Here is a 4,856-nt window from a genome sequence, read left to right on the forward strand (position 1 = left end):
CATGGCGCCCTATACAATCGTGCTGTGAACGATGAAGAAGTGGCTCAGTCTATTGGCGAAGCGATAATTCAAGTGAATCCTGCGTTAAAAGTTATGGGATTGGCCGGTTCTCAAATGCTCACCGTGTTTGATGCATTAGGCCTCGACACAATGGCAGAAGCATTTGCAGATCGTACCTATGAATCGGATGGCACATTGCGAGACAGAAAATTTGATGATGCATTAATCACTAATCCAGAAAAGGCAGCACTCCAGGCTAAAATGATGATGGAAGGTAAAGCCATTGCGGTGGATGGGAACGAGGTGCCTATCGATGCGCAGACGCTTTGTGTTCATAGCGATACGCCAAATGCGGTGGCCATTGCTCGGGCGGTGAGGGAAGAGATCAAATAATTTGAACCACCCCCTGGATCCCCCCTCGTATGAGGGGGGAAATTAAAAGGGGGGAGCCATGATAAATATTATGAGTTAGCAAAAAAGGAAATAACATGAAATACATAACAACAATACTACTAACACTTTCAATTGCCGTTGGGCAAGGTCTATCCAAAGAGGAAAAGGCCATTCAATCCTATGTGGAAATGCATACGAATGAAGCGATTAATCTTTTAGAAAAAGTGGTTAATATCAATAGCGGTACCCTGAATATTAAAGGGAATAAAAAAGTAGGCAAAATATTCCAAAAAGAATTGGATAAACTGGGCTTCAAAACTTATTGGGTCACTTACCCTAATGACGTGAAACGGTCCGGACATTTGTTTGCAGAAATGCGCGGTGGCACGGGCAAAAAGATTGTTATGGTGGGCCATTTGGATACGGTATTTGAACCGGATCACCCATTCCAGACATATACACGAACGGACGATACGGCTTACGGTCCCGGAGTTTCAGATATGAAAGGCGGTGACATATCTATGATCTACGCCATGAAAGCGCTGAAAAAGGTGGGTGTTTTAAAAGATTTGAATCTCACGTTGGTGTTCATCGGGGATGAAGAAAAATTGGGCGCGCCGCCGGCCATTGTTCGAAAAGAACTTATTGATGCGGGTAAATGGGCTGACATCGGACTTGGATTTGAAGGCGCCCATGGCATGAATACGGGCACAATTTCCAGACGTAGTTCTTCCTCATGGATTTTAACCACTACGGGCATCCAAGGGCATTCTTCTCAGATATTTAAAGATAAACTCGGTTATGGTGCCATTTTTGAATCATCCAGAATTTTGAATGCTTTTAGAGAGGAATTGGCTCCGGAAGAATATCTCACATTTAATCCAGGCACAATAGTGGGGGGCACTGATGTGGTTTATGATCCGGTAAATTCACGCGGCTCCACATTCGGTAAAACCAATGTGGTGGCACAATCGGTGACCGTTCACGGGGGCATTCGAACAATTTCAATGGGGCAACTCGAAAAGGCCATGAAATCCATGAAAGAAATCGCGTCACGCAATCTTCCGGGCACAACGGCCAATATCGAATTTAAAACGAGCTATCCCCCCATGGAGCCAACCAAAGCTAACTATGCGCTGCTCGATAAATTTGAAGCGGTTAACATTGCCTTAGGATACGGCAAATTGGAAGCACTCGATCCCAGCAAGCGCGGTGCGGCAGATATATCATTTATAGCACCTCATGTGAATGCCTCCTTAGCGGGTTTGGGTCCTGATGGATTTGGGGGCCATTCAGAGAATGAAGGGTTAGATTTATCTACATTCCCTAGGACAACAACAAGGGCCGCCATTTTAATTTATCGTTTAACACAGTGATTTCTTTCAATTAAACCACTCCATTATCCATAAATGATTTATTTATAAGTGCGGAGTGCAATTTTAATACACCCCCCAAGGTCCCCCCTCGTATGAGGGGGGAAATCAAAAAGGGGGGAGTCAAAATTAATAATGTGGGTGAGTTAAAATCCCCATCCCTTAGCTATACCATCTCATAATTTTTTATTCTAAATTACAAAGCAACCAAATGTAATAGATTTACTCTAGAGGGCTTCAGGAGGGTCATATATGTCTAATTTTTTCGAAGAATTAAAACGCCGAAAGGTTTTTCGTGTAAGTGGTAGTTATGCTGTTGTTGCTTGGATCATCATGCAGATCGGTGAAGTAACCTTCCCAGCATTGCATTTGCCCGATTGGATTTTAACCGCTGTTGTTGTTGTCTTATTAATCGGTTTCCCGATTGTTGCAATTGTCGCATGGATATTCGATCGCACTCCTGATGGTGTTGTTAAAACACAACCATTATCTTCTATTGAAGCAGCGCCCCCAACCCAAGTGGGTGACATGACTGTAAAGACAGACGCTCGTCCAATATATTTGAAAAAGCGCAATATATTTTTAGTCCTCGGCGTGGTAGCCGGAATCATGATCGGCCAAATAAACCTCTTTGGTGATGGTGGTGAAAAACTGGTGAACTATACGGGCGATCGCATCCCCGTGGCTATTGCGGATTTTGAAAACAATACTGAAGATGCTTCTCTAAATGGTCTCTCGGGATTGCTCATTACATCTTTAGAACAATCCAATTATCTTTCGGTACTCACCCGTTCGCGCATGTTTGATCTATTAAAACAAATTGGCAAACCCAATGTAGATATTGTGGACGAAAAGATAGGTATGGAAATCTGCCGCCGCGCGGATATCGGTGCTTTGGTTCTTACATCTATTCAGCAGTTTGGGGATCTCTATACCATAGATCTAAAGATTCTGGATGTAGAAACGAATGAATATTTGTATTCCACCAATGTGCAGGCAGAGGGGAAGAAGAATATCCCCGGACTTATTGATGAAATTTCTAAACAGACGCGGATTAGTTTGGCAGAGCGGGCCGAAGAAGTAGAGAAAAATCAAGTCGCTATCGCCAGCCTTACCACTAAAAACTTGGAAGCCTATAAATACTTCAACCTGGGTGAAAAAGCATTTTACAAATTGGATTTTAAGGGCGCCATTAAACAATATTTAATAGCAATGGAAGAGGACTCAACATTTGCATTGGCCGCATATAAACTTGCCTATTCTTATCAATGGCATTTCATGAGTGAATTGCATGATAAATATATAAAAAAGGCAGTGAAATACATTGAGTCTGTACCGGATAAAGAGCGATTATACATTCGAGCGCAATCCATCAAAAATTTTCAATCAAAAATTCCTGTTTATGAAGAAATTATTGACAAATATCCGAATGAAAAACTGGCATACTTTGAAATTGGTGATATGTTATTTCATAATACTAGAGCGAATGAATCAATAGCGTATTTTGAGAAAAGTCATGAATTAGACCCTTCATTTGAATTTGCAATCCAACATCTTAGATGGGCATACGTAGGAGTTGAAGATCATGAAAAGAATATTGAATTAACAGCCAAATCGTCGGCCATTTATCCCGATGACCCTCATCATAAATACAATGAATTAAACGCTGTATTATATGCAGGTAAATTCAATGAATATTTTGGTATGGTTCGGGCAATCGAAGATAAAGAGGTGCAATTAATTGATACCGACATCGCTTTTGGGTATGGATATTATGTGAGTGGCGATTATGGCAAAGCAGTCGATCGATTGGAAAAAGCAAAAAAAAATACAAGTAAACATTGGTCTAGAGATGGTTTATTCTTGCTTCAGCAATTGGCTGCATCACGGGCAGATCGTAGTGCATTTTTAACCTATTCCGATAAAGCCTTAGGGTTCTATAATAAAAATGCTAACTATAATTTTTACACACAAACACTCATAACCAGGGCAAGAGTATTGGCAGGTATCTTTAATGAAAAAGAAAATGCAAATATGATATTGGAAGAAATTGAGAATATATTTAATGATTCGACAAATGATATAGCTTTTGCTGATTTAAGCGGTGTATTTAAATTGCACCTCATTGATGCTTATAGATTAGTAAATAATGATATTCGCCAAAATGAATTGTATAACCAAGCCTTTGGTGTCCTCTCCGATAATAATTTAGAAAATGCGAAAGTATTTTTAGACAGTAAAAATTATCAAAAAGCGATTAGTATTTATAATAACATTCTAAAAGGTGCAGACGGTTATCAAAACTTCATTGCTAATTTTAATATTGGCATAGCATATATGGGTGAAAATAACTATGGGATGGCGCTCAAACATTTTGATTCGTTAAAGGACAATTATTTCAGCGGATTCAATTCTAGACCGTTTTACTATCCGAAGGCATTCCTTTATTCCGGCCTGGCAAACTTAGAATTAAAGAATTACCGTTTGGCCAAATCGAATATTGAAACTTTTTTACAAATCTGGGAGCCAGCACCGGAATCGTTAAAAGAGAAGAAAATGGCCCGGGAAGCGCTTAAGAAAATTGATAAGGCGGTATCGTGAGCTTTTACTCCAACACAAACACCACTGTCATTCTGAGTATTCGTGAAACGAATGCGAAGAATCTCAAACAAACGCATACGGTAAAACGAACGCTTGAGATTCTTCAGTCATTGCATTCCTTCAGAATGACAAATTACACTGTGAGTAAAATATTATAAGCTTTTTCGACGAACTACTAACCAATACTGTCATCCTGAGTCCTGCGTCAGCAGGAGCGAAGGATCTCAAACAAGCGCATACGGTAAAACGAACGCTTGAGGTTCTTCAGTCGTTGCATTTCTTCAGAATGACAAATTACACTGTGAGTAAAATATTATGAGCTTCTTCGACGAACTAAAACGCCGAAAGGTTTTCCGCGTTGCCGCTTCTTATGCGGTAGTGGCCTTCATTATTATGCAGTTGGTGGAAATCCTTTTCCCCATGTTCAACTTCCCCCAATGGACGCAGCAATTTATCGTCATTGTCGTTTTGTTGGGCTTCCCCATTGCG

General features: G+C 40.5%; 4 protein-coding genes. All 4 read left to right on the top strand.

What is annotated here, in order from left to right:
- The coding region (locus HN459_07585; GenBank protein MBT3479306.1) for a histidine kinase at positions 1-393 on the top strand (393 nt) is incomplete at its 5' end.
- Between the two features lie 95 nt (positions 394-488).
- The gene (locus tag HN459_07590; GenBank protein MBT3479307.1) at positions 489-1,769 is read left to right on the top strand and encodes a M20/M25/M40 family metallo-hydrolase; all 1,281 of its coding nucleotides are present in this window, start codon (positions 489-491) and stop codon (positions 1,767-1,769) included.
- 249 nt (positions 1,770-2,018) lie between these two features.
- Positions 2,019-4,367 (top strand): hypothetical protein, encoded by a 2,349-nt coding sequence (locus tag HN459_07595; protein ID MBT3479308.1) that lies wholly within the window; start codon positions 2,019-2,021, stop codon positions 4,365-4,367.
- 315 nt (positions 4,368-4,682) lie between these two features.
- Positions 4,683-4,856 (top strand): hypothetical protein (locus tag HN459_07600; GenBank protein MBT3479309.1); only part of this gene is annotated, 174 nt, incomplete at its 3' end.

Source organism: Candidatus Neomarinimicrobiota bacterium (genome assembly GCA_018647265.1).
In the GTDB taxonomy this organism is placed as follows: Bacteria; Fidelibacterota; Marinisomatia; order Marinisomatales; family TCS55; genus TCS55.

Excerpts from the sequence above, each read along its gene's own strand:
- HN459_07595 (MBT3479308.1), top strand. The coding sequence starts at position 2,019 with ATGTCTAATTTTTTCGAAGAATTAAAACGCCGAAAGGTTTTTCGTGTA.
- HN459_07590 (MBT3479307.1), top strand. The coding sequence starts at position 489 with ATGAAATACATAACAACAATACTACTAACACTTTCAATTGCCGTTGGG.